Origin of the sequence: Alkalihalobacillus sp. BA299, assembly GCF_017745675.1 — a bacterium.
Classification (GTDB): Bacteria; Bacillota; Bacilli; order Bacillales; family Bacillaceae_F; genus Alkalihalobacterium.
On record NZ_JAFLJM010000001.1, the window covers coordinates 226,399 to 251,949 of the forward strand.

The 25,551-nt window shown below is 34.2% G+C and carries 16 protein-coding genes and 1 pseudogene; 16 read left to right on the forward strand and 1 reads right to left on the reverse strand.

Annotation, left to right across the window (positions count from 1 at the left end):
- The first annotated feature begins 142 nt into the window (after window positions 1-142).
- The 12 genes and pseudogenes from J0N78_RS01095 (at window position 143) to J0N78_RS01150 (ending at window position 17,688) form a co-directional block, all read left to right on the forward strand.
- Window positions 143-469 carry a nucleoside triphosphate pyrophosphohydrolase gene (locus tag J0N78_RS01095; RefSeq protein ID WP_209121156.1) on the forward strand — a complete coding sequence of 109 codons (327 nt, stop codon included), beginning with the start codon at window positions 143-145 and terminating at the stop codon, window positions 467-469.
- Window positions 462-2,892 (forward strand): annotated as a pseudogene (locus J0N78_RS01100) (DEAD/DEAH box helicase family protein). The gene J0N78_RS01095 and the pseudogene J0N78_RS01100 overlap by 8 nt, the downstream one beginning before the upstream one ends.
- A gap of 85 nt (window positions 2,893-2,977) precedes the next feature.
- Complete coding sequence (locus J0N78_RS01105; RefSeq protein ID WP_209121157.1) at window positions 2,978-3,976, forward strand: PDDEXK family nuclease; 999 nt, start codon at window positions 2,978-2,980, stop codon at window positions 3,974-3,976.
- A 48-nt stretch (window positions 3,977-4,024) separates the two neighbouring features.
- Entirely contained in the window at window positions 4,025-4,987 is a 963-nt protein-coding gene (locus J0N78_RS25605) for a DUF6946 family protein (RefSeq protein WP_374193837.1), read from the forward strand.
- A gap of 50 nt (window positions 4,988-5,037) precedes the next feature.
- Entirely contained in the window at window positions 5,038-5,373 is a 336-nt protein-coding gene (locus tag J0N78_RS01115; protein WP_209121158.1) for a hypothetical protein, read from the forward strand.
- 311 nt (window positions 5,374-5,684) lie between these two features.
- Window positions 5,685-5,990: a hypothetical protein gene (locus tag J0N78_RS01120; RefSeq protein WP_209121159.1), complete on the forward strand. Its 306-nt coding sequence runs from the start codon at window positions 5,685-5,687 to the stop codon at window positions 5,988-5,990.
- Window positions 5,987-7,528, forward strand: a complete 1,542-nt coding sequence (locus J0N78_RS26315; protein ID WP_209121160.1) for an AAA family ATPase — start codon at window positions 5,987-5,989, stop codon at window positions 7,526-7,528. Before J0N78_RS01120 ends, J0N78_RS26315 begins: the two co-directional genes overlap by 4 nt.
- Window positions 7,529-7,576: 48 nt before the next feature.
- Window positions 7,577-7,966, forward strand: a complete 390-nt coding sequence (locus J0N78_RS01130) for a hypothetical protein (RefSeq protein ID WP_209121161.1) — start codon at window positions 7,577-7,579, stop codon at window positions 7,964-7,966.
- Window position 7,967: 1 nt separating this feature from the next.
- A complete protein-coding gene (locus J0N78_RS01135; protein WP_209121162.1) occupies window positions 7,968-9,242 on the forward strand; it encodes an McrC family protein in 1,275 nt (424 codons plus the stop codon).
- Window positions 9,243-9,697: 455 nt separating this feature from the next.
- Window positions 9,698-13,216, forward strand: coding sequence for a DISARM system helicase DrmA (drmA, locus tag J0N78_RS01140; RefSeq protein ID WP_209121163.1), 3,519 nt, complete (start codon window positions 9,698-9,700; stop codon window positions 13,214-13,216).
- A gap of 5 nt (window positions 13,217-13,221) precedes the next feature.
- A complete protein-coding gene (gene drmB / locus J0N78_RS01145; RefSeq protein WP_209121164.1) occupies window positions 13,222-14,919 on the forward strand; it encodes a DUF1998 domain-containing protein in 1,698 nt (565 codons plus the stop codon).
- Window positions 14,920-14,940: 21 nt separating this feature from the next.
- Entirely contained in the window at window positions 14,941-17,688 is a 2,748-nt protein-coding gene (locus J0N78_RS01150; protein WP_209121165.1) for a sigma-70 family RNA polymerase sigma factor, read from the forward strand.
- Between the two features lie 48 nt (window positions 17,689-17,736).
- On the opposite strand, the gene J0N78_RS01155 is transcribed toward J0N78_RS01150, so the two are convergent.
- Entirely contained in the window at window positions 17,737-18,906 is a 1,170-nt protein-coding gene (locus J0N78_RS01155) for a DNA cytosine methyltransferase (protein ID WP_209121166.1), read from the reverse strand.
- Between the two features lie 181 nt (window positions 18,907-19,087).
- Here J0N78_RS01155 and J0N78_RS01160 point away from each other — a divergent pair, with 181 nt between their 5' ends.
- The 4 genes from J0N78_RS01160 (at window position 19,088) to J0N78_RS01175 (ending at window position 25,188) form a co-directional block, all read left to right on the forward strand.
- The gene (locus J0N78_RS01160) at window positions 19,088-20,725 is read left to right on the forward strand and encodes an AAA family ATPase (RefSeq protein ID WP_209121167.1); all 1,638 of its coding nucleotides are present in this window, start codon (window positions 19,088-19,090) and stop codon (window positions 20,723-20,725) included.
- 29 nt (window positions 20,726-20,754) lie between these two features.
- On the forward strand, window positions 20,755-22,077 hold the full coding sequence (locus J0N78_RS01165) for an LlaJI family restriction endonuclease (protein WP_209121168.1): 1,323 nt from the start codon (window positions 20,755-20,757) through the stop codon (window positions 22,075-22,077).
- A gap of 666 nt (window positions 22,078-22,743) precedes the next feature.
- Entirely contained in the window at window positions 22,744-24,336 is a 1,593-nt protein-coding gene (locus J0N78_RS01170; RefSeq protein ID WP_307794885.1) for a DUF6119 family protein, read from the forward strand.
- An 87-nt stretch (window positions 24,337-24,423) separates the two neighbouring features.
- The gene (locus tag J0N78_RS01175) at window positions 24,424-25,188 is read left to right on the forward strand and encodes a RipA family octameric membrane protein (RefSeq protein ID WP_209121169.1); all 765 of its coding nucleotides are present in this window, start codon (window positions 24,424-24,426) and stop codon (window positions 25,186-25,188) included.
- The last annotated feature ends 363 nt before the right edge of the window (window positions 25,189-25,551 follow it).

A 25,551-nucleotide genomic window follows, 5' to 3' on the forward strand; every position in this document is an offset into this window, starting at 1 on the left:
TTGGTACCCAAGCTTAATAAAATAAACAATCAAGAGTTGAACCATTCCAGCATAAAGGAGTGGTTCTTTTTAACTACTCTCTTCACGCTCTAAATTCCCTATGGTAAACTGTTAAAAAATACATAAAAAGGAAGGTTTCTATATGCCAGTCTATAATAAACTTGTTCGTGATAAAATTCCTGCAATTATTGAATCTGCAGGAAAAGGTTACCGTACTAAACAATTGGATGAGGTTGAATACATAAAAGAGCTCAAGATTAAATTAACGGAAGAGATTGCTGAATACCAAGAGGCAACAACAGATGGACAAGCGATTGAGGAGCTTGCGGATGTTCTCGAAATTATGCATAGTCTTGCTAAGGTTCATGGAGCAAACTTTGAAGAAGTCGAAGCGATCCGCCAGAAAAAAGCCGAGAAACAGGGAGGGTTTCAGGATAAGATTTTCCTGATTGATGTGGACGATGAGTAAAATTAATCTAGTAACTGATAGTTTAATAACACAATTAATTGAAGCAATTGATACATCCTCATCGATTTATATCTTAACGTCTTTTGTAATGAAATCAGGTGTTGAGTTGTTAGAGGATTCGCTCAAACGTGCACTAGAACGTGGTGCTGAAGTAAAGGTCTGTACCGGTGACTATTTATTTGTGACTCAACCAGATGCACTTAGAAAGTTGATCAAGATTAATCCTGAAATCGAAGTTCGCTTATGGAAAAGTAACGGCCGTGCGTTTCATCCTAAAGCTTACTTGTTTCAGTATAAAGAAAATGAAGGTACGTTAATTATCGGTTCGTCGAATATGTCACGGTCCGCATTCACCCATGGAGTAGAATGGAATGTATCAATGGATGCTACCGTATCGAAGGAAACATTTCAAAAAGCGTTAGATGAGTTCATGAAGTTATTTTTGAATGAACAAACCGTTACTGTGAACAACGAAACCGTAGATGAATATGAAAAGTTGTATGAAGATTACCATCGTGAACATCCCGAATTTAGTTCGTACTTGGACTAAAACAGTAGAAGTAGAGTTAATGCTGAATCAAACGGCTGAAGATGAGGAACCAGCGATCATTATAGAAGATACAGCACCGTACGGAACCATTTCACCAAGATATTCACAAATTGAGGCACTTGAGTCTTTGGAAAATGTTGTTGAAGAAGGCTATGATAAAGCGATGGTTGTAATGGCAACAGGACTAGGTAAAACGTATTTAGCTGGCTTTTTTGCGAGAGGGTACAAGCGAGTTTTATTTGTTGCGCATCGTGAAGAAATCTTAAAACAAGCTCAAACATCGTTTGAACATATTATGCCTGAGCGTACGTTAGGTATTTATAGCGGGACCGAAAAAGAAGGCGAAGCGGATTGTGTATTTGCGTCCATTTTTACATTAGCAAACGAACGTCACCTGGAGAAATTTGAGCCTAACAGCTTTGATCTCATTGTTATTGATGAATTCCATCATGCAGCAGCAAAAACGTATCAACGGGTCCTTGATTATTTCAAGCCTGAATTTTTACTTGGAATTACCGCAACACCAGATCGGATGGATGGAAAAGATGTTTACGGGATTTGTGATGGAAATGTCGCTTATCAAATTGATTTTATTGAAGCGATCCAAAGACAATGGCTGGCTCCGTTTAACTATGTGGGTGTTTACGATGATACGGATTATTCACAAATTACGTGGCTTGGAACAAGGTATGATGACGAAGAACTACTAGCAGCTCAGCTAAGAGAAGATATGGCTCAAAAAATCCTTGATGCGTGGAAGAAGCATAAGAAGACTCGAACGTTAGCATTTTGCTCATCTATTAAACAGGCTATGTTTTTAGCAGATTATTTTAAGAGAAATGCTGTTAAGGCAACAAGCCTTCATTCGAACGGAAATGAATTTGGTCGTGCAAAAGCCATTCAAATGATCGAAACGGGTGATCTAGAAGTTATATTTACAGTTAATCTTTTTAATGAAGGTACGGATATTCCTTCGTTAGATACCCTTTTATTTGTTCGCCCAACAGAGTCGTTAACTGTTTTTACTCAACAAGTCGGCAGGGGACTACGTTTATTTGAGGGGAAAGACCACTGTACAATTATCGATTTAATAGGTAACTATCGGAACGCTGATAACAAGCTTCGGTTACTTGATACAAGACAGGGAGAAGAACGAGTAAAGGCACCATCTAGCGTTCCACAAGTTCCAGAAAACTGCTTTATTGATTTTGAAATGGAAGTTATACAACTATTAGATGAACTCCGCAAAAAGAGGCAGCCTCGAAAAGAACAACTTAGACATGCATATTTTGTTTTAAAACAAGAATTAGGAAAGCGCCCAACCTACTTAGAGTTACATTTATACGGGAACGCCGACAGCAAAAACTACAAACAAGATTTCAAATCATTTGCTGGTTTCCTATTCTGGGCAAACGAACTAACAGATTTTGAAAAAGAGGTTTTCAAAACCTATGAAACTTGGCTCCAAGAAGTTGAACGAACTGTGATGAACAAAAGCTATAAAATGGTTGTGTTATCTTACATGTTAAGTCGAGCTCGAGATCAATGGACCAATCCTGTAACACCTGAAGAAGTAGCACCATTCTTCCACCAATATTTAACCGAAAAAGAGTATCGCAAACGCATCGATTTTTCGGATAAACAAGGAAAAAATCTATGGGACTACGACGAAACAAAAGTAGCGAAACTCATAGCCGATATGCCAATGACCAAATGGAGTGGCAGCTCAAAAGGGTTGCTTTCATTCGAAGATGGAGTATTCAAAATGGAATTTGATGTGGCCGAAGAGCATAACGAAGTGTTGTATGAATGGACGAAGGAGATTTGTGAGTATAGATTGCATGCTTATTTTGAGAGGAAAGAAGCAAACTAAACAGGATAAGTAGTTTATAAAAAACGATAATCTTAGTTGGGTAAGCATAATGCAATAGCACAAATAGAAAAAAACGGGGGCGACCATGCTAATTCCAATAAACATCACTCATAATGGAATAATTGAAAGCGATGCGGAGTTACAAAAGCTCACTTTTAAAGAGTTAGGAATAAAAGAAAATGATATTGAAAATTTCTTAAAACACAATTTAGATTTACTCGTAGGTGATGAAGAAAGTCTGCTAATTGTTGGTCAACAAGTACGCAACAAACAAAATGGAAGAAGTGACTTAGTAGCAGTGGATGAGAAAGGGAATTTGGTTTTAATTGAAATTAAACGAGATATTGAGGATATTAGAAACCGAAAAGAACCTTTTGAGATGCAGGCGATTCGTTATGCAGCCAATTACGCTAAAATACAATCTAAGGAGCAACTAGTCAATGATGTATTTGTTCCCTACCTTGAAAAGCAAAAAACGAATGATCCTGTATTAACCACTTCTGAAAGAGCGAGGAGAATTTTAACCAATTTCCTTGTCCAAAATGAAGCTAGTCAAACGTTTAATCGAAAGCAACGAATGATTCTCGTAGCATCCGATTTCGATAAGCAAACCTTGTCTGCTTGTGCTTGGTTGATCAGCAATGGTGTTGACATTAGTTGTTTTACGATCGAGCCAGTTAAGCTAAATGAGCAATACCTATTAGACATAACAAAAGTGTTGCCAGTACCTGAACTTGAAGATTTTTACGTTGAAGTTCAAGAACACCACAAAATCTTAACTACTTCAAATTCAGGTACAAATCATTCACCGAAACAATCATTACCACGAATGGGTAAATTATTTGAATGGGGCCTTCTTCGCGTAGGAGATGAACTCAACATCAAAAATTATGAAGGTTCAACTGCTACGGCACTAAATGAAAAAGAAGTCGATTACCAAGGTCAAATCATGTCTTACAATCAGTGGGGACAAACTGTAACGAGCTGGAGTTCAATAAATATCTATGAATGGACAATTCCGGTTGGACAAACGAAAACGTTACATGAACTTAGGTTAGCTAAAATGGAGGAAGAGATAGAATAGCCCTTCTTCCTTTTATATATGTATTGGGAATAAGATAAATTATCCTCTATGTCATACATATTAAAATCTACGACGCCGCTTTTTAAGGATGTAAAAGTATTGTATGGATTTCCGGAGTACAAGGTCTCTTTGCCAGGAGGAAACGCAAGCTCGCAAAATGATCTGTATGTCCTTGCGAAGGCAAATAACGAGCTTTTACCCATTATGGTGGAAGGAAAAGTGGCTGAACCCTTTGGAGAAACGACGGCCTCCTGGTTTGGAGATAATCCCAGTGACGGTAAGCAAGAAAGATTGGATTTCTTACTCAATCTACTAAGCTTAAATAAGGATAGTGTACTAGATAAGAGATACCAACTATTACATAGGACAGCATCTGCATTGATTGAAGCTAAAAAAGTTAGTGCAAAAAATGCACTTATTCTCATTCATTCGTATAGTGAGATAGGAAAATGGTATGGTGATTATGCTGAATTTGTGAAGCTATTTCAATTAAGTCCTGAGAAAGACGGGCTCGTTGGACCGGTTCAATTAAACGGGATAAATCTGTATTTTAGCTGGGTCACTGGAATAATGAAAGACACAAAATCAAAAGAGTATTTCTTTAACATGTTTAAAACAGAAAAAGCTAGAATTCTAGCAAAAGAAATTGATGACTATATTTACAAAAAAAGTTCGTATAGAGATGAAGTAGAGGACTATCACCATCGCTATAAAAATGGAATTCGAACTGATTGTATCGGTTATGTCAGTAAGAAAGGTTCATATAAATTTGCAACAATAACTGAAGCTAGAAAAGTGTGTTTTGTCCTCCACCTGGGAAAAAAGCGCCATATAGAAACAGCGAAGAAAATGCAAAGGAAGATTGATGAATTACTGGGTCATATGTATGAAGAATCGGATGGAACAAGACTAACGTCTGGTGAAGTGTATATTCGGTTAGAGTGGGTAGATAATTTAGACCAAATAACGAGTTTTATAGATGACGCTTATGAAATGAGATTACAGAAATAGAAGTTCAACAGTTAATTATTGAAATAATCAATTAATAGGGGTGGAGAATAGTGGCAAAGCATTGGACAGATGACCAAGAAATTTTTTTAAAAAATTTAGACAGGTATCGTAATGTATTAAAAGGAAAAGATGAAAAAGAAGCAAAACGCCTAACGATTGAATTAGCCAAAGAAATATATAGTCAAAATGTTGAGTTAAGACATAGGACTGTTCAATCCATTGTTGAGAGGCTTCCTTACTTAGATAACCTCCTTGCAGGTGTCTTTGATAAAGTAAACTATGCAAAAAAAGATCAATCCATGTATGCAAAAATCCCAAGAGAAAACAATGATACAATACCTAATTTATGCAATACTAGACATTCATATAACGGGGCCATTCGGTAGGGTAGTGACCGATATCACTAAATAAAAGGATCTGATCTTCGGAAAGAATGATGAGCTAAAAACTAGATATGCCCTTTAATATGGGAGAAACGGAATCGTCTGGTTACTGTATAAACTTAAAATGGTGGTAGTCATTTTTTAAGAGGGATTACTATTGAATAGACAACAAATGAACCACCAATCCCAAAAACGGGAACGGTACGTCAATTTTTTCCTCTATACTATGAGACTATACTAGTTAATGGAACTATAAAGGTTATTACGACCTCCATAACAACGAAAAAAACTACAGCCGAAGGGTAGAATTACATATGTCAATGCAAAAGATCGTGGATAAACGCAAGAAGTTGCTACTTGAAAAGAAAGTACCAACGAAAGAGGAGCTTCAAGAAGGCTATCGTCTCTTTCAAGAAAAATTTGGACCAGAAAAACTGAAAGAGCTGCAAGGAGAAGGTCTATTAGAAGCCTTATCTAATCTAGGAAACCGTGATAGCTTAGTTTATTGGTTAGAATTTAAAAATGATGAGCAATTTCAAACGACGACATACGGCAGTATTTCAGGTGGCAGTGCCTTCAAATATATTATGTTTAAGAGAAGCAGTGCGGTGTGTGGGTGACTGGTTATAATCAAGACCCAATTGAACTTAATCAAGATCAAGCGATCGAAACGGCTATGAAAATTCGCGACAATCTAGTAAAAGGTGCAGATATCATTGGCCAATTATTATCAACTGAAGGTACGGTTGACGAGAAGGCGTACATCAGGTTACAGCTAGAGTTCGAGTCTCAATTAGACTTTAATATGGGTAAACTCGGCTGGGTTCATAAATATTATCATATGATTTTTCCAGAGCGAATTGATGATTTTCATAATGCAGATTGGCAAAAGAATGCGTTAATAAAAATTCATGTGAAGCCAAATGATGAAGGTGGCCTTTATTCTTGGGCAGGTCAAATTATGTCGGTTGCTAAACAATTTGAGTTTCCGATCAATCACTTCACCCATTGTCTGAATCAGTTATACGGGGGACCGCATCATTATATTCGTGTCGGCACGACTTCTGGTACCACGAGCTATTGGAATGAAATGTATACGGAAGGCCATATTGCAATTGGCTGGCCAGCACTAGGTGATTTAAGTAGATTTGAGGATATGAAAATTACTGAACTGAAAAAGCACATCCGTGCGATCCTTGAAGAAAATTACAATCAAACGCCACAAGTGATTGGTAAATGGACGTTGCAGATTGTAACGTTCTTTACTCGTTTACATCGCGGGACGGTTGTCGTCGCAACAGAAGGACAAACGGTTTTAGGGATCGGTAAAGTCATCGGTGGATATCAGTATGTTGAAGGAAAGGATTTTCCGCATACGGTTAAAGTCGATTGGTTAAAAACTCCGAATACGAAGCTGCCGAATCCAAACGAAGGATTACAAACGACGACGCATCAATTACGAGACATTGATAATTTACTAGCAATCGAAAAAATCATAGCAGAAGAACAGCATGAGCCATCGCCAATTCCGACTAAGCTGGAACCGCTGACAGGGATGGCAACGAAAATCGAGAAAATTTTAAGCCGGAAGCACCAGGTTATTCTTTACGGACCTCTAGGAACAGGGAAAACTCACCATGCTGAGCATACATGTTCTGAGCTTTCAGCGCGAGAAATTTATAGTAAAAACTTTGCCGCACTGACAGAGGAACAAAAAGCAGTGATCAAAGGAAATCGATCCGATAGAGGAACGGTTAGAATGTGTACGTTCCATCCGTCCTATGGCTATGAGGATTTTATGGAAGGAATTAAGCCTTCGGTCATTAACGATCAAACCGTTTTTAAGCTAAAGGACGGTATTTTTAAAACGATTTGTCAAGACGCCATCAACCATCCTGATCATAGCTTTTACCTTATTATTGATGAAATCAATCGCGGTGACATTTCCCGTATTTTTGGTGAATTAATTACGATCATTGAAAGCAACAAGCGTGGAAAAGAAGTCATTTTACCTTTATCCAATGAACCGTTCCATGTACCGAAAAACGTGTACATCATCGGGACGATGAACACAGCTGACCGCTCCATTGCCTTACTCGATGTCGCACTGCGCCGCCGATTTGGTTTTATTGAATTATTGACGGACTATTCGTTGTAAGAAGATGTTCTCATTGAAAGCCTGCCATTAGGCGAATGGTTAAAAGCATTGAATACGCGGATCGTTGAAAATTTAGGACAAGATGCAAGAAACTTACAAATTGGTCATGCGTACTTTTTAGAAAAAGAAAAGCCTATTCTTAACTATGAAAAGTTCAAACGAATTATTGAAGAAGACATCATCCCATTAATCGAAGAATACTGCTACAGTGACTACGCAACAATGGCAAAAATATTAGGTTCTGCGATCGTTGATGTTAAACAGAAGACAGTTAAAGTAGACATTTTTACCGATGACAGCACCGTTTCACTCGTCAATGCGTTATTAGAGCCGACTCCAGAATTAAGTACGGAAAATCATCTACTCCCAGAAACGGAAGATGAAGGGCTGGACGAAGAGGAACAAGAGGGGAATGTAGAAAGTAAGTTGGTTGATTAAGATGAAGATGGTAATGAAAGAGTGGGAATCGACGTTTATTCCCGAGATGGAATTAGCGAATGATGAGACTACTCAAGCGATTGTGCATTGGCTGAACGAAAAAAAGATGCTGGAGATTATCGAATTAAAAAATGGACTTAGTATTCAGACCAACTCCTTTATTGGAACGATCGTCATTGGCGATCTACAGCTGACGATTACTCCGAAAATCAAAGGAGTCGAACTCATGACATTACTGAACTATGCTTATTCAGTAAAGGATTTGAAAATCGTCAATCAAGCGGATTTCCAGCTCGACGCATTTCCTTTTTTCGATATCTTAATCTTTCAGTTGTATGGGTACGCCGATCAATTAGTAAAAAGAGAACTGGTAAGAGGATATGTTCGCAAAAAAGAAGACTTATCCTCTCCAAAAGGACGGTTAGATTTTAATCAACTGGTGAGAGAAAAGCATCTTCAAAAAACGACGCTCCCGAGTATTTATTTTGAGCGCAACGAAGATCACCTTCTCAATCAAGTGCTGTTAGCTGGATTAAAGCTTAGTATTCAGATGGTTCAAGACGATCAGTTAAAGAAGAGCTTGCAGCGGCTGTGTTCGCAATTAGAGGAGTATATTTCACCGATCCTCCTAAATAGACAACGTTTGCAGCAAGCCGATTCTCATATTAACCGCTTGTCTGAGCATTATCGTCCAATTGTGGAAATCATTACGTTACTTTATCAAGCGCAAGGATTAGAAATTGAAGGCTTTGATAACCCAATTCATCTTAACGGATTTCTCTTTGATATGAACGTCTTTTTTGAAGCTTTTGTCGAAAAGCTCATTCGCGATTTTGTGCCTTATTATTCGTTACGCGAACAGTTTAAACTGCACGAAACGTTCCATTACGCACCAGGCTATAATCCAAAACGAAGAAAATCACCAACACCAAGACCTGACTATGCGCTGTTAAAAAAGAACAAAGTCGTGAAACTAGCCGATGCCAAATATAAAGATTTATGGGAGAACGCCCTCCCACGCGATATGTTATACCAGCTCGCCATTTATGCGTTAAGCAGTGGAGATAACAAGTCATCGACGATTATCTACCCATCCCAAAATGATCTAGCTTCCACGCAAAAAATCAACATCAACAACCCAATGACCAATGACAAAATGGCAACGGTCGTTTTAAAGCCGATCAACTTGAATAAGCTGGCCAACTTACTAAAGCAGCAAGATCAAAACCGGGGATTGTTGCAGGAGTATATGAAGTCGGTGTTGTTTTTGGACTGATTAATGCAGCCCTCGCTTATCTTTCGAAAGTTACTGAAGACTTAACCGAGGTAAGTGGAGGGCATTATGTTTGATTTCGATTGTGTTTAAAATAACACATGGTTTAACTGTATTGAAGATGACTTGTTTTACAAATGTAAAAGTTGATTTTAATAAAATCTTTTTAAGTGTTTTGTTTCTAATATTACTTGTAAAGGATTAGATAGAACTAACTATAAATTCTAATTAATTACTGTACCTGATACTTACAGGTTAATAGGTAATTTTTTATTTCTTCTATAATTCTCAACTGACTTTTTCAAAACGTTTGTAAAAAAAAGTTTTGAATTGGAGGAAAAATGGAAAAGATGTCGAACTATTTACTTAATCTTTTAGCAATTCGGAGGTTAAATTAATTTACAGTTAACTAGGTGTATTTATATGTGTAGTAAATATATTTAAAAGGAGTAAATGTTATGTCTCCAATAGGTGAGAAGGTTAAAGTAATATTAATAAATAATCCTTTAGGTTTAACTATAAAAGAAATTACAAATGAATTAAGAAAATCAGCTCCTTCGATAGTAGAAAATCAAGTTGAGAGAACACTGTATAGATATAAAAATTCCTTCCAAAAGAGCGAAGAAAATATATGGAGGTTAACCAGTATCATAGAAGAAGAGAAAAAAGCTCTCAAAGTATCGAAAATTCTCAAAAATGGAATACAACATCTTGAAATTGAAGAGTTATCAAATTATCACATCGGTAGAAAAGATGATTTACGTGACAACCTTATTGAAGAGGTTCGTAAGGATATAATTGGACCAAGTGAAGAGCAAGAAATACTATTAGAAAGACCAAATGTGTATTATCTTGGAGCGATGTTATACCCGAGTAATAATGAAATTCAAATTTTGGATGGACATGAAATGGATAGAGAGGATGATAGTAGAAATCTTGATGATGAGCAAACTGCAGAGGAAGAGACACAAATCAATCGTTTTTACCCATCCTCACTTGGATTAACGTGCAACCTTTCAGAGATTTGTAAATCGGTAAAAGTTAATATTTCGTTTGGCATATACAATGAAGAAAAAATAGAAAAGAAAAAGGGATACAAACGAACGAACGTTCAGAAACAGCTATTTATTCATACTGAGAACAAACTAGATGGTACCTTTATTGACGAGTATGAAGTTCAATTAAAATGGTTCATAAGAGAAACTTCTCAAGGGCGTTCTTTTAGTATTTTTTTAGTTAATAGATATGAAGTAAAAACAAATACCCCAGTAGAAGAAATTGTATTTCAACCAGTCATATCGTTAGAAGGTAATGAAGAAGATTATCCATTTGTACGGAGAGATACCCCGATTAACTCAGAACTTGATGATGATGATATTAAATCGTTTAAATTATTATATCGTGATCGACCTGAATTTGCTGTAGGTCATGGATGTGCAGTTGAATGGGAAAACTTCAATTCCGAAAAAGCAAAAAAAATTTCAACAACATTTCTACCCAGTTATGAAATACCTGCTGTTCAGCATTTGGAATTAAAAGAGTTAACGGGTCTTGAAATGAAGGTACTGGCATATGTTGATGATCCTAAGCAAATGAAAGTATCACTCCTTCCATTAGTAGAAAAATATGAAAGTTGGATTGAAGAACTTAGGGAAATAAAAATTGAAAAAGAATATAAGGATCAAAGAGAAGTACATATCGAAAATTGTAAAAAAGCAGCAAAACGAATAAGAGAAGGGCTTGAAATACTAACAACAAATTCGGATGCGTTTGAGGCATTTAAATTTGCAAATGAGATTATGCTTTATCAACGATCTTATTCTTTATGGGCACAAGATTTTCGTAAAACAGGTGTTCGAATTGAAGATCCAGAAACTACTGAAAAACTAGAAGGAAGATGGAGACCTTTCCAGCTAGCATTTGTATTGTTAAACATAAAAAGCATTGTTGATCCTACTTGTGAAGAACGTGACTGGGCTGATTTACTTTGGTTCCCAACAGGTGGTGGTAAAACAGAAGCTTATCTTGGATTAGCTGCATTTGTCTTAGCTTTAAGGAGATTACGAGGTAAAGAAAAAGGAATAGAAGGTTATGCTGGAACAACTATTCTAATGAGATATACGCTACGGCTATTAACAATACAACAGTTTCAAAGAGCAGCATCACTAATTTGTGCAGCCGAATACCTAAGAAGTAAAAATCCGGTAAAATGGGGAACAGAAGAATTTAGTATTGGTTTATGGGTTGGTGGGGGAACTACACCTAACTCTCTGAGTGAGGCAAAAGATACATTAAAGGACTTACAATCTGGAAAAACAATCTATGAGGCGAATCCAGTCCAACTACATCACTGTCCTCGGTGTGGTGAAGCTTTAAAACCTGATAATTATTCAATTGAAAACGACGTGTTTCAAATTTTATGTAGTAATAGTAATTGCTATTTCTCAATAAATCGGATCCCAACCTATACCGTAGATGAAGCCATTTATTATCGGTGCCCTTCCATCTTGATAGGTACAGTTGACAAGTTTGCTAGACTTCCTTGGAATGGGAATATAGCAACTCTTTTTGGCAAGGTGGATCGTTATTGCCAAAGACATGGATTTATAAGAACTGGAGAACATCATGCAATGTCACATACTCCTTCCGAATTATATGGTAAATCTGAGACGAAACCAATAGGTCAATTACTTCCTCCAGAACTAATTATACAAGATGAGCTTCATTTAATTTCTGGTCCATTAGGTTCTATGGTAGGTCTTTACGAGACAGCTATTGATTATCTATCAATGTATGAACGGGAAGGAAATATTATTAGACCTAAAGTTGTTGCTTCAACGGCGACAATTCGTGGTGCTAGTCAACAAGTACAAGGTGTTTTTAATCGTGACGTTTGCCAATTCCCTCCTTCTGGTATTGATGCAGGTAACTCCTTTTTCTCAAGGGAAATTCCCACCGACGTTAAACCAGGGAGGAAATATGTAGGCTTGTATTTACCTGGGACCTCAGGGAAATCTTCTACTGTTAGACTTTATTCGGCATTATTACAAAGTGCATATCGAAATAAGGAGGAAGAGATTGATCCGTACTGGACACTAGTAGGATATTTTAATAGTTTACGAGAATTAGGTGGAACGCTTCGACTAGTAGAAGATGATATCCCAGATCGCATTCGATATCTAGCAAAAAATAAAGAGGAAAAGTTTTATCGAAAATATTTAAATACAGAGGAATTAACGAGTAGAATTCAAGCAACAGAAATACCTAAAATATTAACAAAACTGGAGCAGCCTAATACAAATAAACGAGCTGTCGATGTCTTATTATCTACTAATATGATTTCTGTAGGGGTAGACATTGACCGTCTTGGGCTAATGGTTGTAACTGGACAGCCAAAAGGAACATCTGAATATATTCAGGCAACGAGTCGGGTTGGACGTAAATACCCTGGTTTAGTTTTTACTATGTATAATTGGTCACGGCCAAGAGATATTTCACACTTTGAACAGTTTACGTCGTATCACTCAAAAATTTACACATATGTTGAAGCGACAAGTGTTACGCCATTCTCATATCGTTCTAGAGATAAGGCTTTACCAGCTATTGTAATTGGTATGCTACGGCAATTAGATGAAACACTTTTTAAGAATAGTTTTGCTAAATTTTTTAGCGATGATAACGAGTATTTGGATGAGATAAAATCAGTAATTGTACAACGTTGTCGTAACATCGAAAAAATCGATCATGAAAATATAGAAAAAGAGATTGATAAGATTGTAAAGGACTGGATAGGCAGAATAGAAGAACATCCAGAAATACTCGAGTATTCTCAGCATCAATATTCTAAAAGTGATGTGCCTGTTTTGATTAAAGGCATTAATCAAGAAACAATTAATGGTGCAATATTAGTTCCGGACTCCCTCCGTGATGTGGAAGCAGAAGTGAATATTAATTACTTAGATGAAGAGGAGGAATAACTCGCATGAAGTCTCCAGGAGGAGTAAGAGCTAGTCAATTAATTACAACATTTGGGCCAGGATCAATAGTAGATTTTAGAAGTGATTCAGTAATGATTATGGGGCTAGATAAATGGAGCAATCGACCTGAAGATTACCATATTGTTCAAGAACCGAGGTTACAAACTCGACTTAATGTTTCGTCATTTCGTCAACCGCGTTCAATTGGAATTAAAGGAGGAATTCCTGCTATTTCTTTTCCGAAATATAGAGTTTGTAGTGACTGTAATGCATTAAGGTTGGACTTTCAAAAAGATAGAAAGGGACAATATGTTTGCTCATGTAAAGAAAAAGGTGTTGTTACCTATCCTGCCCGTTTTATATCAGCGTGTACAAACGGACATATTCAAGATTTCCCTTGGATTGAATGGTGTCATAAAGGGGGAGATGTATGCCCTAACCCTAACCTACGTTTAATTACGAGAGGACAAAGTTCCACATTAGATGATATTGTTGTACGATGTAGTTGTGGTGCCAATAATCATTTAGGGGGAGCCTTAAAAAAAGGTGCATTTTTAAAGATTGATGTTGGGTGTAGAGGACATAGTCCTTGGTTAGGGAGAACCGAAAATTGCAAACGACCTGCTAGAGGATTACAGCGCGGGGCGTCTAACGTATATTTTTCATCAACAATTAGTGCGTTATCTATACCTCCTTGGACTGATGAAGTTCAACAGTTGGTAAGTAGTAAATGGAATGATATTATCGGAAATATTGAGGAAGATGGGATAGAGGGACTTAAATTTGGGTTGAAATACTTATTTCCTAAAAGAGATAAAGAAGAACTGGAACAAATATATAAAGCTATTATTGACCAGTATCGTATGTCTCAAAAAGGTACTGACATTCATTATGAAGAATGGAAGGCATTCCAAGACACCAAGAAAGTTACGAAACATTTTCATATTGAAGAAGAAGAAGTCCATTCATCTATTACAAAGTTTGTAGCACGTATTGTTCTTGCTCACCGGTTACGAGAAGTTAGGGTTTTAAGAGGGTTTACGAGAATTGATTATCCAGATCCATATGATACATCTGAGGTAGGTTATTCGAAACTTTCCAAAACGGATAAAGATTGGTTCCCAGCCGTAGAAGTGTTAGGCGAAGGAATTTTTATCCAATTAAATGAAAATTCATTAAAAAAATGGGAGAAAAAAGTTAATGACCACGGTAGATATAAATCATTGTTGGAAAGGTACCAAGACTGGAGGCTAGAAAAAGGATGGAAAGAGGATGATAAATTTTCATCCAGATTTATTCTTTTACATTCTTTATCCCATGCAATAATTCAAGAATTATCACTTTCAAGTGGATATTCATCTAATTCAATACGAGAAAAAATTTACGCAAGTCCAGATATGTGTGGCATCTTACTTTATACTGCGTCTGCAGATTCAGACGGTTCACTTGGTGGAATTATTCAACAGGGAAGAAAAGATCAGTTTAATAAACTATTACATCAAACTATTAATCGAGCCAAGATTTGTTCATCCGATCCATTGTGTAGTGAAAGTGAAAACTTAGTAGAAAACAGTTTAAACCTTGCTGCTTGCCATGCTTGTCAGTTGGTTGCTGAAACATCATGTGAGTGGTCTAACCGATTGTTAGATCGTCTATCATTATTCCAATCAGAAGAAAATGAAATAGGATTTTTTGAATTGTAAGAAGTAGTAGGAGTGAGAATGATGAATGTCCGTCAAAAATCAGGCCCAGTTTACAGTAATGTTAGTTTAATAAAACGTGCCCTTTTCCAAAGTCCAAAAGGGAAACTACCTTTCCATGAAATACTGGTTTTTGTTAATAATAATTGGACAAGTGGACCTTCTAATTCTCTTCCTATTGATCAATTAGTAGGTATGGCCCTAAATGCACCTAGGTCTTTTTTTGAGGAAGATGAAAATGGCTTGTGGGGAGTTAAATACAATATTGATCAACGTTTAGATGAAATATATCAAATTGCTCATCAATTAAAGCAACCATTTTTAGTAAAAGATTTTATTAAAAAATTCTCGTATAATATCAAAGCTAATGAGCTTGTTCAAGGTCTACATAGTGATATTAGATTTACTGATGTAGGAAGTTACTGGCTGCTTTCGGAATGGGAATTAATAAACGACCTTGTTTTTGAATATATGCAAAAGATAAGACTATCGACAGCAAAACAGAGTGAGATTGTCTCCGTTGTACGGTTAGAGTATCAGCTGGATGAGTATAATACTATCTTTGCTCCACATATTGATAACCGATTTCTTGTCAAAAAGAACCATATTCAGATCGAACTTGAAGAAGAAAATGAGGAAAATTTTGAAATTATTATTCCAGTTGAAGTAAAGGAAGAAGTAGCTAGATCAAGTGTATTAATTTTTCAACAAATTAGAAATTCAAATGATGAAGTTAGAACGAGGGATATTATTCCTGAAATTTTTAATATTAAGGCCAATAATCCAGCATTTAAGATTTATTATGCAGCAGTCGAGGAGTTTTTGGCTTTACATAATGAGTTTATCTGTATTGCAAAAGGCCGGTGGATATTTAATCAAGCCGCACCAGCACTTGATATTGAAAGCACAATTTACCCAACTTATTCTGTAAAGAACTCTGTTCCTACCATTAATAATCTTAATTTACTTATGGCACAAAGTGAACAGGAAAATTATATACAAGGGACTTCAAAATTAATAGGAGATATTGATACATCAAAAGAAACAGAGACTTCGATTAATTCAACCAATAAGAGTAATAATCTTATAGGATATTCTATCATTTCCTACTTTGAGAGAATTAAAGGCTATTTACAAATACCGTTTGAAATCAGTTATTTTTTTAAAGCTAAAGAAACGAATAAAGGGAAAATTGAAATCATTATTGATGGTTTTACCTATGACTGTTGGTGGGGAAAAAAAGATAATCGCTTTTATTTTTATGGAAATGGTATTTATGACTTTTTCTCAGATTACCTGATTGAGCCAGGACATAGATTAAGAATTGAGCTAAAAGAAAACCAAGTAAAAGTTGATGGAGTAGGAATTGACGAACGTTATGCATCTGAGCAAGCCAGATATTTAGATATTGGGAGATTAGTAGAAGAGAGTAGGAAAGTTAATAAGTCAATTTTTACCCTCATTTGTGAAATATTATCTACATACCCTTCAGGAATGCACTGGACAATGTTAGTCGACAAAGTATCTAAAGTTCGAACAACTACCAAAAATACTGTCTACAACCTCTTAAGTAAAAATGAATGTTTCCAACCTGTCGTTGATAAAAAGGGTTATTGGAAATTAAACATTAGAAAGCTATCTAGATTTTATGTTGATGAGGAAGATAAACAAGTAGAAGTTATCGAAGAAGAGTGGAATGAAAAAGAAGAAGAAGCTGTTCCTATAGATGCAAAAAAATCTTTTACTGAAAATCCTGATAACTCTAATGAAACAACAAAAGATCAATCAAAATTAATTGAAATGATCTTTGATGAATATGATACTGAAGATTATGAAATACCTAGCCTTTGGTCAATTTTTTACAAATGGTCAAAAGAACAGAAAAATGTACGGTTTCAAAATGTAGCAGAAGAGAGTAAAAATAAAGAAGAATTAATTGAAAATATTACAAATGCTTATTCTGAAATGCTTTGTAATGTCGCTAAATCAAGAGCAACATATTCCATTGATAGAATGGATTTAGTTCAAGAGGGTTTTTTTGGATTGCTAAAAGCGATAAAAAAATTTGATGGCTCTCATTCATTTGCACATTATTCTAAAAGGTGGGTTCTTAGTAAAGTTCTTAGATATATTGATGACCAGCAAAACCTTATTAGGCAGCCTGCGCATATGGTTGAAAAAATTAGAGGTTGGGAGAAACTGGTTAATGATACTTTGTTACTAAAAGGACGTTTTCCTACAAAAGAAGAATGTCTGGATGCAGGGTTAGGTAATGGTATTGAACTTAATGCTTTTTTAAGACGACAAGACTACGTGACATTTGAACAATTTTCAATGTACTTAAGAAAGCAGAAGAACGAATGGGAACAAATTGATAATCAACTGTTAATTCCTTGGTATGCTGCTGAATTAATAGATGAAAAAACATTCAAATATTATTATGATAATAATATAAAACTGAAATATCAACGATCTTATTTGGATTTTGAGGAAGACTCAGATTTGTTATGGGGAAGTTTATTAGAGTTTAGTTATGATCAAAAGGACCTTCGATTAGAATTAGAGAAGTTATTAAATCAATTGGATAATCGTGAACGTGAAATGGTGATGATGAAATACGGTTTTATGGACGATATTGAACATACACTTGAGGAAATAGGGAGAAAATATAACCTTACTCGGGAAAGGGTAAGACAAATTATAAAAAACGCACTAGCAATTTTACTTAAATCAGCAATAAAAAATGATCTAGCTACCTATTTAGATGATTAAAATAAAAGAGAAGGAAAAACCTAGATCCAAGGTTATTCCTTCCATTTTTTAATTCAATACTTCTAATTTATTTCTTTCACTTTGAAGGTATGGTTCTAATACTGATATCATATTTTTTGCTATTAACTCTACAATTGGAACGGTTACAGAGTTACCAAATTGTCTATATGCTTGTGTATCAGATACAGGAATAATGAATTCTTTTGGAAAACCTTGTAATCTAGCGCATTCTTTAGGAGTCAATTTCCTAGGGTTATTTCCTTTTTGTTCTATAAGGATCTCACTGCCATCTTTATAGTATCTAGCACTAATAGTATTTGTATACGGACTATCAGCATTAAAAAGTGAAAATCCAAATCCATTACCTTTCTTCTTGTGTTCTTCTTTTCTTCTAAGGTGACCTTGATAAAGTCTATCCGATATAGTGTATTTTTCGTTTACTTTTTCTTCAAGAATTGAACCAACTCGTGTTGGTATGTTAGTTGGTTTTGGAAATTTAAATGGAATTTCTGGCCCATTAATGCAGTTATGAAATCCCACAATAAAAATACGTTCTCGATTTTGTGGAATACCGAAGTCTGCTGCTCTTAAGACCTCGATATGTAGAGTATAACCTAATTCATCTAGTACTTGTTTAATTTTTTCTAATGTTTGTCCTTTATTATGACCGCGTAACTGTTTTACGTTTTCTAGTAAAAACGCTTTTGGTCGCTTAGTTTCTAGTATTTTTGCAATATGGAAAAATAATGTGCCCCGTGTATCCTCAAACCCTTTTCTTAACCCAGCTTGGGAAAATGGTTGACACGGAAATCCTGCTAAAAGAATATCGTGTTCTGGTATAGAGTTTACATCGATTAATGTAATATCTCCTTCAGGAACTTCTCCAAAGTTGGCTCGGTATGTTTTACATGCAAATTTATCCCATTCAGATGCGAAAACAGATTTACCTCCTTGATTTTGAAATGCTAGTCTTATACCACCAATTCCAGCGAATAGATCTATCATTTTAAATTTAGGGTTTTCAGGAGCTGGGAATGGTGGTTCTTCAGGGAAATTAAGAATGGCTTGAAGTTCAATCGGGGATGGTTCAGTCTCTTCATTTTCCCATCTACGTATTGTACGATCACCGTTTTTTCCCATGCCTAGTGCATCAGCAAATTCCTTTTGAGTCATATTTAATATTTCCCGCTTTGATTTTATTTGTAAAGATACTTTCATTCTAGCACCCCATATGTGTATTTTTGAGGTTTGATTGTCCTCTTATTGACACAACAATACCAAACATTTATTCGTCTGTCAATCATGCTAATATATAGATATAATGGAAGGAATAGTATATTAGTAGTTTCATCTGTCTACTATATAAGTAAAAATAACTATATATGTTCTGGAGGTTATTATGATTCTTAGAGACTTAAATGAATTAGCGAATAGCTCAAGAGAGAATTATCGAACTCAATTTATAAATGAGGATTTTAAGCTTACTAGAGATTTTAAAGAATTATTTGCTAGTGTCTTAAAAAGTAGAAATGCAGAAATACGGTATTTAGATCATTCGGCAGAGATTAGTATTAGTTCTGGAAATAAAATCTTTTGTCCTAATCAATGGTTTTACATTTCAACATTTGTCGTTGATTATACTATGGAGCTAATTAAATATAAGGAAAAATTAGAGCAAATTTCACAGATAGATAATTATTCAATAACAGGATTCTGGGATAAAATTAAGTCCCTTAAAGGTAAAGATATTGATCAACAATTCCCTGAAATTAAAGAGGCAATTTATAATTTTTTCGAAGAAGAACAACAAAGTGCAGAATATCTATGTAGATTTATTACAGATTATGAGTGGTGGTACGGTAGCAAAACAGTCGATAGAACAGACTTTCATGTATCACCTATACTTCACCTCCTAGGTCTTGTAAATGTGAGTCAATCCTATGTCGCTTACATTGTGTTTTATATGGCATCTAATGATCAATTATTAGAAAGTGCGTTAAGGTTACAAGAACAAGAGTTTCGTCATAACACAAATACTGCTGGTGAAAATCTAATTGTGTATGGAGCACCTGGAACTGGCAAAAGTAGATACTTGGAAGATAATTTTTCTAATACAACACGAGTAGTGTTTCATTCAGAGTATTCTTATTTTGACTTTGTAGGCAGTTATAAACCAGTCCCATTGTACAAACCTATTTCCTTAAACATGGGAGTTGCTGAACCAATGCAACTTTATAGAATAAATGGGGATGAATTTCAACGAGGTGAGCCGGTCATTGACTATCAATTTGTTGCTGGTCCATTTATAAATGTATTAATAAAAGCAGTTCTAAATCCAGAAAGTAAGTACACTTTACTTATTGAAGAAGTTAATAGGGCTAATGCACCAAGTGTTTTTGGAGATATATTTCAATTGTTAGACCGGAAAAGCGATGGAAGAAGTCAATATAAGATAAGCCCAAATGAGGATCTAAAAAATTATTTAAGTTCTATTCAAAACGTTAGATTTATTTTTGAAGAAGGGTTATTTATCCCAGGAAATATGAATATTGTTGCAACAATGAATAGTGCTGATCAAGGTGTGTACGTACTTGATTCAGCTTTTAAAAGACGTTGGAAGTTTAAATACATGGCAATAAAGGAAAGTGGCTTTTCCCATGAAAATAGTTTAGTGAGATATGCTGGTGTGGATTATAAATGGAGAATATTATTGACTGCTATAAACAACAAGCTTAAAAACTTAGATGTGAACGAAGACCGTCTTATAGGACCATATTTTATTAGCCCAGAAGAAATTGGAGATACTAGTAGTTTTGCTTCAAAGCTGTTGATATATCTTTGGGACGATGTTGCAAGGTATAAGAGAACGGAATTATTTAGTGAAGGTATTAGAACTTACTCAGAACTAGTTTCAGCTTATTATAATAATTTAGATGTATTAGAAATTAGGAGTGATTTAGAAGAATTATTAGAACAAGAAGTGGAAGCACTAGAGGAAGAAGTGGAATTAATACAGGAAGATATAAGTGTAGAGTGAAAAATCGGTAACCATGGTGGGATGAGTTAATGGAACTAAAACCAGTATTGAATACCTTCGTTGAATTTAAAGATTATAAAAATATTTTTCCAAGTGAATTTGTCAATCAGATGTTAAATAGAGAGATATGTAGTTTAGTAGGAAATAAGATTAAGTTTAAAGTAACGGGGCTATTAATTTATAACAATACATTTATTATTATTTTTCCTAAAAGTCATAAAATTCCGAAGGTGGAGAAAGATCTAAAAGAAAACATTCAGATACTATTATCGGTGTTAATCAAGTACAAAAATAGTGCCCATTTATCTCTAGAGGAAGTAAACTTATTAGGTGGAAATAATGGAGGTAATACTGAGAGTATCATTACAGCTTACAATCTAATCAATGATTATATAAATAACGGTATACTCATGAAGGAAATGAGAATAACTTCTGAAAAATATAATGGAAATACAAATTGGTCAGCAACAATTAACAAGAAAAATCCACTTTTTACTGGAAAGTCTGTTATATATACAGAGACTGTTTCAAGAAAGACGGTTAGGGATCGGCAGAATTTACTAATTAAACTACACGAGTATTGTGTCTATAAAAGTGTTGAAAAGTATGGTTGGTTACTTGGAATACCTTTAGAATTAGGAAAAATTGAGATGCCTTGTGATATTAGATATGCTATGAACTTTCTACAAATCGAGTTAAATAGTACTTTTGTAGAGAGAGAGCTAATTGTTATTCAATTGATTAAAGACTTTTTATCGGGGATTGAGCTTATAAACAATGAAGCAAAACTTGAAGTGCTGGCTACACCATATTTTTATTTAGTTTGGGAAGCTATTTGTAGTCAAATATTTAAAAATCAGTATAAGAAATTAAGACAGACAATTCCAAGACTTAAATGGGAAATTGAAAGTAATGCTGCTGTGAAACCGCAACGGCCAGATATAATGTTTTTAAATAAACAGAAAATGTATGTCTTGGATGCTAAGTATTATAATACTGATATGAATTTACCCGGATGGCATGATGTTGTAAAACAATTGTTTTATGCTTCAACAATTTTTAATCATATTAAATCAGAAAATTTCAAGTCAAACGACCCCATAATAAAGAAACAAACGAAGTGTATTAAAAAGGTAGAAAATGCCTTTTTATTTCCGACAAGTGATGAAGTGGCTATAAAATATATAGGAAAAGTAAATATTGAGAATAACGATGAGTTTGATAGTATAAAGGCTTATAAAATTAATACATTATTGGCAATGAAATGTTATATTCGTAAAGTAGAATATAATTTTGTTAAGACACTTATTGATGATCTTGATTATAGAGAAAAAAATGTTACGTTAAGTTGAATTTTGTTTCACGACCAGTAGTGTTTGAATGCTGGTCTTTTTAATTCATTAAACAGGAAGCTAAGGGACAGCAAGAGAACCGCCGTGTACCTTCGCCGAGACCCCGTTCCTCTCGACAAATCTCGGGTTATTACAGTGACATTTTTTACAGTTTATTTGGTTCTAGGGACGTCTGTCCCTTCATAGTGGGGGACAGACCCTACTTCTGAAGAGGAAAGGAAACAAGCATTTTTAAGAGTAAATTAAGAAACTTGTGTGTTTAACTCGCTAGACCTCCTTTATTTACATCAAAAAGACTCCTACCTAATTAGGGTGGAGTCTTTTTGATGTAAAAACTTTAGATATAATACTGAATTTTAATTTCATTAAATTTAGCTCGAGATAAAACTATGCTAAATAATTTAAATATCCTAAATCCTTTTATTGTAAATGTTATAATAGGAAATATTAGAATATTTTGTCTAAGTATAGGAGGGAAAATATATTGATGTTTGAACATTTTTAGTAATTCCTGCTCTTAGCAATAAAATTAGTCCGGTAAAATCAGTTGATCTTTACTATTGAATATTATTTATATGATTAAATGATTATATCCTAGCTGTTTAGTATATATAATATTGAAAGTTTTATAGGGGTGTCTAAATATCTAAAATAAATTTATACAGAATTGATGAAGGAAATCATAGAGTTTTTTTTAATTATTTAGAAGAGAAACTAGTTTATATTGAAAATAAAGAATTAGAAGATGAGGAAGGAGAAAAATATTCATTTTCATTATTTAAAATTAATGAAGAAGTAGATAAAGAAATTAGTTGGAATTGGATTTTAAATGAGTTCGAACAACCGTTGTTGTCAGTTAAATCACAACCAAGAGCAGTACTAGTAATTGAGTATGATGATCAAATGTATGCGGTGACATTTGGAAGTGCATTTTTCTTAGTAGATAAATATTGTGATAGAAATTTTGCATTCGAATTTGCTAGAAGAATGAAATATTTAGAGATTAAAACGACTACTTTATTATCACCTAATATGCAAAGGAATAAGAATATTAGTACATATATAAATTACGAAAGCTTAGAGTTTGATAGTGGTGAGTCGTTTGCAAAATTAAAGGCAAAGTTAAATTTAGACGAGTACAATAATGCATTAATTGGGGAAACTGTCGAATTTGGAAACTCTATAAAATTCGATTTAAAAGTTTCAAATTTAGAAAATGTAAGCCGGCTAATAACATTTATAAAATTAATATTAAATCAAGATGAAATATATAAAATTCCCGTATTTAATAATGTGACAGACAAAGATCTCTTAGAACAACTAGAGACCAACTTATTTTCAAAGATTGAGGAAAATATTAATGCTATAACTATATCTGAGTTAGATATTATCGGAGTTTCAGAGATATTTAATAATCAAGATACATTTTTTGAGCTTTGGCACGGTCATAAAAGAAAAGAAATAGAAAGTCTTAATTTTGCTGAGGTAGAAAGGTTCGCTGAAGAAAAAGAAATCGAATTATCTAAAGAGATTCTCAATATTAAGGTGAAAAGTTTTAATAACGGTAAATCCATTAGAACAGACAAAATAAGAAATTTAATTGATTATGTAGACGATGATAATAGGTGTGTTTTAAATAAAGGAATATGGTATCACTATAATGATGATTATCAGAAGTACTTGGAGGACTCTATTTCAGAAATAGAAGTGATTTATAGTCAAGAGTATGATTTTAGTGATTCAATTCATCAGGATTTTATTGATGAAAAATTTAACGAAGAAAAAGAAGAGCCTGAATTCGAGGGATTGACTGATTCGAAAATAAAAGAAAAATTAAAGAATAAATACTATGCAGAAAGAGCTTTTAATCTTTTAAGAGTAAGAGATGGTTTTGAAAATTACGATAGAGTTACAAATAGTTATGCAGGTGCACAGATAGAGTTAATGGATTTATACAAGGATGAAACTATGTACGCAGTAAAAATAGGTAGTGCCTCCTCAACATTATGTTATGCCGTAGATCAATCTATAAGTTCTTTGAAAATGTATAAACATAATACTTTGGAGGGAATGCCTGCTATAAAGAATGTTGCAGTGTGGTTGGTTTTAAAGAGACAACCGCTTTCTCTAAATCAAAGTGGACAACCAGATTTAAATACTCTAAATATGATTATGCTAAAAAATAAATTAGATTCGTGGAAAAAAGAGGTTAGATTGCAGGGGCTTAACCCCATTGTATATATAAACTATAAACAATAGTAGCAGGTTTATTTAATCGAAAGGTAAATCCCTAGTTCATTAACCAAAGAAATGTTTATTAAGAATAATATATTATGTGGTGAGCAAATGACTAATATTAATAATAATTCAAAGTCTAGTAGAAACGAATACCTTTCTCATTTTGATAGCAAAAGAAACAACAGAAAAGCAAATCAAAATACTGATGAATATAAAACAAGTTTTCAGAAGCGTGAAGCGGCACTACAATTAGCTTTAGATATACGAAAATTTGAAATTGAATTATATTGGAAGAGAGCTACATATTTTTGGGGCTTTTTAATAGTTATATTTGGGGGTTATTTTGCGGTCCTAACCGTGAAGAATGATGAGATGCCCTATAAAGATGAATCGTTATTGCTAATCAGTTGTCTTGGGACGATAGTTTCTTGGAGTTGGTACTTGGTAAATAAGGGGAGCAAGTTTTGGCAAAACAATTGGGAAAGACACGTTGATTTACTTGAGGATGATTTTACAGGTCCACTCTATAAGTTAGTTTTTGATAATGAAAAAGAAAGTATAAAAGAATATCTTTTTAATTTTTTAAAGCCAAAAACATATTTGAAAGCCGGTAAATATTCAGTTTCTAAAATAAATCAAGCCTTAAGTCTATATATTTTCTGTATTTTTTTTGGAATGGCCTTATCTAATTTTATTAGACTTTTACCGAGAAATCTATCGATTGGGAGTTTTGATATAAAGTACGAACATAGTGTTTATTTTTTTGCTGGATTAACGCTGATTTTTTGTATTGTTATATTACCTTTATGTAAAAGTGATCTTGAAGGAAAAATATTAGCAGAAGTGAAAATAACGAAGAGGCATTTTGATTAATTAATAATTCTGTAGTTCAATTGTGTTTGTAATTAAAGGTTAGAAAGGAATATAAATTTAAACTACTATGATATTTAGATTCAAATCAAGGGATTGTAAAAATGGAAAAGGAAGCATATGAGAGGAAGCTACCCTTTCAGGCAGTTAGTTAAAGAAGGATGATTACTTCTCTAGTATTTAGAAGAAATGAGTGTATTTTATGTAGCAATTACAAGAGCAAAAAAACAGGTTTATTTTAGTGCTGGTAAAAAAAGATTAAATGGTTCTGGTGAAGAAAAAACGTCTAAATTGAGTTGTTTTTTAAGTTTATCAGGTATCAAGATATAATATAGCAAAGGTTATAGTTGTGGAAAAAAAGCGTAC

Bases quoted from the DNA above. Each gene is read 5' to 3' on its own strand.
- J0N78_RS01095 (WP_209121156.1), top strand. From the start codon at position 143: ATGCCAGTCTATAATAAACTTGTTCGTGATAAAATTCCTGCAATTATT.
- J0N78_RS01105 (WP_209121157.1), top strand. From the start codon at position 2,978: ATGCTAATTCCAATAAACATCACTCATAATGGAATAATTGAAAGCGAT.
- J0N78_RS25605 (WP_374193837.1), top strand. From the start codon at position 4,025: ATGTCATACATATTAAAATCTACGACGCCGCTTTTTAAGGATGTAAAA.
- J0N78_RS01120 (WP_209121159.1), top strand. From the start codon at position 5,685: ATGTCAATGCAAAAGATCGTGGATAAACGCAAGAAGTTGCTACTTGAA.
- J0N78_RS01135 (WP_209121162.1), top strand. From the start codon at position 7,968: ATGAAGATGGTAATGAAAGAGTGGGAATCGACGTTTATTCCCGAGATG.
- drmA (WP_209121163.1), top strand. From the start codon at position 9,698: ATGTCTCCAATAGGTGAGAAGGTTAAAGTAATATTAATAAATAATCCT.
- drmB (WP_209121164.1), top strand. From the start codon at position 13,222: ATGAAGTCTCCAGGAGGAGTAAGAGCTAGTCAATTAATTACAACATTT.
- J0N78_RS01150 (WP_209121165.1), top strand. From the start codon at position 14,941: ATGAATGTCCGTCAAAAATCAGGCCCAGTTTACAGTAATGTTAGTTTA.
- J0N78_RS01155 (WP_209121166.1), bottom strand. From the start codon at position 18,906: ATGAAAGTATCTTTACAAATAAAATCAAAGCGGGAAATATTAAATATG.
- J0N78_RS01160 (WP_209121167.1), top strand. From the start codon at position 19,088: ATGATTCTTAGAGACTTAAATGAATTAGCGAATAGCTCAAGAGAGAAT.
- J0N78_RS01165 (WP_209121168.1), top strand. From the start codon at position 20,755: ATGGAACTAAAACCAGTATTGAATACCTTCGTTGAATTTAAAGATTAT.
- J0N78_RS01175 (WP_209121169.1), top strand. From the start codon at position 24,424: ATGACTAATATTAATAATAATTCAAAGTCTAGTAGAAACGAATACCTT.